This is a genomic window from Spirosoma utsteinense, from assembly GCF_014282275.1.
Classification (GTDB): domain Bacteria; phylum Bacteroidota; class Bacteroidia; order Cytophagales; family Spirosomataceae; genus Spirosoma; species Spirosoma utsteinense.
The window spans coordinates 1-3,554 of sequence record NZ_VFIA01000105.1 but is presented as its reverse complement, the minus strand read 5'-3'; the positions used below and the strand labels follow the sequence as shown (position 1 = coordinate 3,554).

At 43.7% G+C, this 3,554-nt stretch carries 4 protein-coding genes; 3 read left to right on the top strand and 1 reads right to left on the bottom strand.

The features are described from left to right. The first annotated feature begins 120 nt into the window (after positions 1–120). From FH603_RS27725 to FH603_RS27715, 3 genes are all read left to right on the top strand, one after another. On the top strand, positions 121–843 hold the full coding sequence (locus FH603_RS27725) for a replication initiation protein (RefSeq protein WP_235985648.1): 723 nt from the start codon (positions 121–123) through the stop codon (positions 841–843). Positions 844–1,182: 339 nt separating this feature from the next. Further along, positions 1,183–2,304: a DUF6973 domain-containing protein gene (locus FH603_RS27720; RefSeq protein ID WP_186742531.1), complete on the top strand. Its 1,122-nt coding sequence runs from the start codon at positions 1,183–1,185 to the stop codon at positions 2,302–2,304. Between the two features lie 95 nt (positions 2,305–2,399). Continuing rightward, positions 2,400–2,930 (top strand): hypothetical protein, encoded by a 531-nt coding sequence (locus tag FH603_RS27715; protein WP_186742529.1) that lies wholly within the window; start codon positions 2,400–2,402, stop codon positions 2,928–2,930. A 101-nt stretch (positions 2,931–3,031) separates the two neighbouring features. Here FH603_RS27715 and FH603_RS27710 read toward each other — a convergent pair whose 3' ends face one another. Then, on the bottom strand, positions 3,032–3,409 hold the full coding sequence (locus FH603_RS27710; protein WP_186742527.1) for a hypothetical protein: 378 nt from the start codon (positions 3,407–3,409) through the stop codon (positions 3,032–3,034). Positions 3,410–3,554 lie beyond the last annotated feature (145 nt).

Here is a 3,554-nt window from a genome sequence, read left to right as displayed (position 1 = left end):
ACGAGCATACAGTATCTTCTTCGGCCAGTTGGCTGTATCTGGCCAATAGCCAGATCATGTTACAACGAATCGAGACTTATTGCCAAATATGATTTCCCAACATGTTCTAAAGAGTTTGAAATGCCCTCTAATCGGCTTGATAAAGATGGCAAACCCCGTAAAAACGTCCTCCAGTCAGGCTTATTCGCATCGGCTCTGTATTTGGAAGGAGAAGGCACGGTACAGCTCACGATTTCAGCACACGTAAGGCCCTATATTCTCAATTTCAGCGAGAAACTCAAGGGGGGTAACTTCTCCCAACTTGATGTTGATCTGGTGCTCGCTCTGCGTTCTAAATATGGTCAAGCCATGTATCAGCAATTAACCCAGTGGCGGTTTCATGCTGATAAGGGGCATACATACGAGTTGGACGAACTAAAAACTCTGCTTGGCGTGATAGACAAGGATGGCTTTGATAAGTACGGTAAATGGGGTGAATTTGATGCCAAAGTGTTAAAACCAGCCCAAAAAGACCTTGAAAAAACGGATCTGCAATTCACCTATGAACCACTACCCAAGCCCCGGCGCGGACGTGGCCATAAGGTAACCCACGTAAAGTTCTCGCTCTCTGTCGATGACGACCGTAATTTTCCGCCTGGCTTTGTGATCGGTGAGGAACATACAACCCTATTTGACCGACTCGTTAAGCAGTTCGGGTTACGAAAAGACCAGGCCCAAACGGTGCTGCTCAATTTTGGGGTGAAGGAAATTAACAAGCGGCTCTATGAAATTCACCTGCTTATCAATGATAAAAAGGTTCAGAATGTAGGAGCCTATACCGCCAAAGTATTCGGGGCTGATTGACGGCTAGCAAAAGGAATAAGTAAGTCTGTTGCATTTTTCAATAAAAGCGGCTGGTCTGACAGATTGGCCGTTTTCTTGCTTTAATCCCTTAACATAAAACCAATTATAAAACACCCCTTGGAATAGTACTACATTCAAATGACCACTATAAAACGTTGAACGTCATCAAACATGCTCCGTTAACTATATTTTTAAATAAGAGAGGTTACTGTAGATAACGCGATTAGAGAAGAATGTATATACATACATATATCTCAATTATTTAACAACAAATATTTTTATTGTAGAAATGTCTCCTATAAATTCGCTTTAAGTTTAAACCTCATTCTGACTATTATCATGAAAAATTTGTTACGTGTCGTACGCTTTACGACTCGGGTAGCCGCTATTGCTGCGGGTCTCAGTCTCGCATCCTGCCAAAAGGAGCCGTCGGTTACTCCAAGTTCGGAAGATTTGCTCTCAACTCAGCAAGAAAGTATAATCACCTTTCAAGGTCTGAAAGTGCGTAAACCATCTGGAGTCCCCCGCGAAATGTTCGATTTCGCTACTGGAAAAGATGTTCGAGAATTCTTCGACAGGAAGTACTACGCTAACTCCAATGGCAGGCTATCTGCAAACAAGATCCCTGCTGGTATTTTCTACGCTACCTTAGAGAAGATTGTTAACAAATATCCATCTGAGTTAGGAATGCCCCCTTATAAAAAGGAGGATTTGAAGCAAATTCACAAAGATTTTCCTGATCTTAAAAAAGATAACGAAGAAGAAATACAAAAGAATGTTGCAATCATTGTTGAGTATTACAGCAGACTAATATCTAACGAATTTGAGCCAGCATTGGCTGAATTGAGTGCATCGAATAGCGGTGGTCGGCTTGAAATACCCATCGAAAATGGCGCGGGGAACCAATGGGAACAAGCGGTAACTCGTGATTTTCCCCAAGCTGGCTTGTCTGTTTACAATGCTGCTCTTGACGCTCGCAATTGGGCAACAGAGCAATTTGGTTTACCCGGATATGGAGATGCAGGCAATTTAGATAACTGGCGGGGTAATGCGTTTAAACATGCTGCTTGGAATGCTCAAGGTGTCAGGAAGATGGTTAACGGAGGCTATGAACGGTTCAGAGCTTTTTATATAATGAAGCTCTTCGCCACAGCCCATGAGAAAGATCCCAATGTAAATGTAATTCTCACCGCAGAGTCAAATATGATGGATTTTCATAACAATGCTCAGGGACGAACATACATGAAGAATAACATTGGCTGGGGCATTTTTGGGCTACGAAGTATACCAGGGGAAGGCAATATTAGGAACGATTTGGGTAATGCATGCGCCAATGCTTGCTTTATCGGAAGCGGGCAGTCTATTCTAAATTTGACGTACGGTAACATTTCTGCAATAGCTGACGCGGATTACGTGGATTATCAAGGGTACGCTGCTCTGCAATACAACCCGACCCCGTAATCGTATACGACACATTGGCTAATACCCTCAAAAGCATTAGCCAATGTGTCGCTTTAAATCAAACTGAAAGTTATATCTTCGTGAAAAAGTATTGTATGAAAGCACTTCCCTTGATTAGTGTTCTTGTGTTCTTAGGGTCTCCGTTTGTTAGTCAGGGACAGAGTATTGATGATTCTAAATTTTGGCTCAGCGCAGGCTTAGGTAAAACCAAATTTATTCATGGCATGATAGCCGCTGGATACAAACCAAAAGACAAGAGTTCAATTATAATTAGCCGCTACTCCGTAACTGGTGAATTGGTTTCATTTGTAGAGCCAGGTTTAAAAACCTCTGAGTTTGGCTTACTGTATGGTTTGAAAAGAGGCAAGTTTACTTTTGCATCTGGATTAAGTACAGTTTGGGGTCGTTATAGAGGAAAGTACATGTACACCGATATTGATCCTTTATTTGGGACTGGTCAACATTATGAAACTGTAAATTATAAGACTGTTGGCGTTCCTGCCGAAATACGATATATCACTTCAACAAAGTACGCTGGTATTGGTATCACAGCTTTCGGAAATCTTAATAATAAAAATTCCTTCGCTGGATTAAATGTATCTCTCTACGTTGGACGCCTGAAATAAGTGTAATTTAATAAATTGATGTAGTCAGAGTAATCGAAGGTTAGGAAGCCCGTTCAACTTTCGTCCTGCTACTGGTTTCGGCTTTCGATGTCTTGTATAAATTAAGGATTGTAGTAGCGATCATAAAGCCTTTTACCTTCCGGCTGGCCCTTCACCCAATTCGTGAATTCCCGCACGCCCTGCGTTTCCGACCGGGCTTGTGCCAAAGCCGCTTCCCGGTCGCTGTTCAACCAGTACACGCCCACGATCAGCAGGGCAAACCCTAAAAAGACCACCGCTGCCGCCTGCCAGGAGGTGAACCCAACCCGGCCCGCGAAGACATCGGTTTTGCTCTGACTGGCCCACCGGATGCGCTCGGCCGCTGCTGATCCCGACCGTTCGATCTGATCGGCTGCGGTGTTCCCGGCGGCTGCGATCTGGGTGGCTCCCGCGTTGGCTGCGGTCCTGATCTGCTCAACGCTGGGCATTCCTTTGGTCAATTCAGGTAAGATAAACCCGGCTATCGTTTCACTGTAGGGTAGTTGCCAACATTCCGGGAAAATGTTTCATTAGGTACAACTATAACGTTGATTGTCAATAGGTTATACACTGCCCGTGATCTCAAAGTTGAGCAACTTTTCCAAA

Bases quoted from the DNA above. Each gene is read 5' to 3' on its own strand.
- FH603_RS27725 (WP_235985648.1), top strand. From the start codon at position 121: ATGCCCTCTAATCGGCTTGATAAAGATGGCAAACCCCGTAAAAACGTC.
- FH603_RS27715 (WP_186742529.1), top strand. From the start codon at position 2,400: ATGAAAGCACTTCCCTTGATTAGTGTTCTTGTGTTCTTAGGGTCTCCG.
- FH603_RS27720 (WP_186742531.1), top strand. From the start codon at position 1,183: ATGAAAAATTTGTTACGTGTCGTACGCTTTACGACTCGGGTAGCCGCT.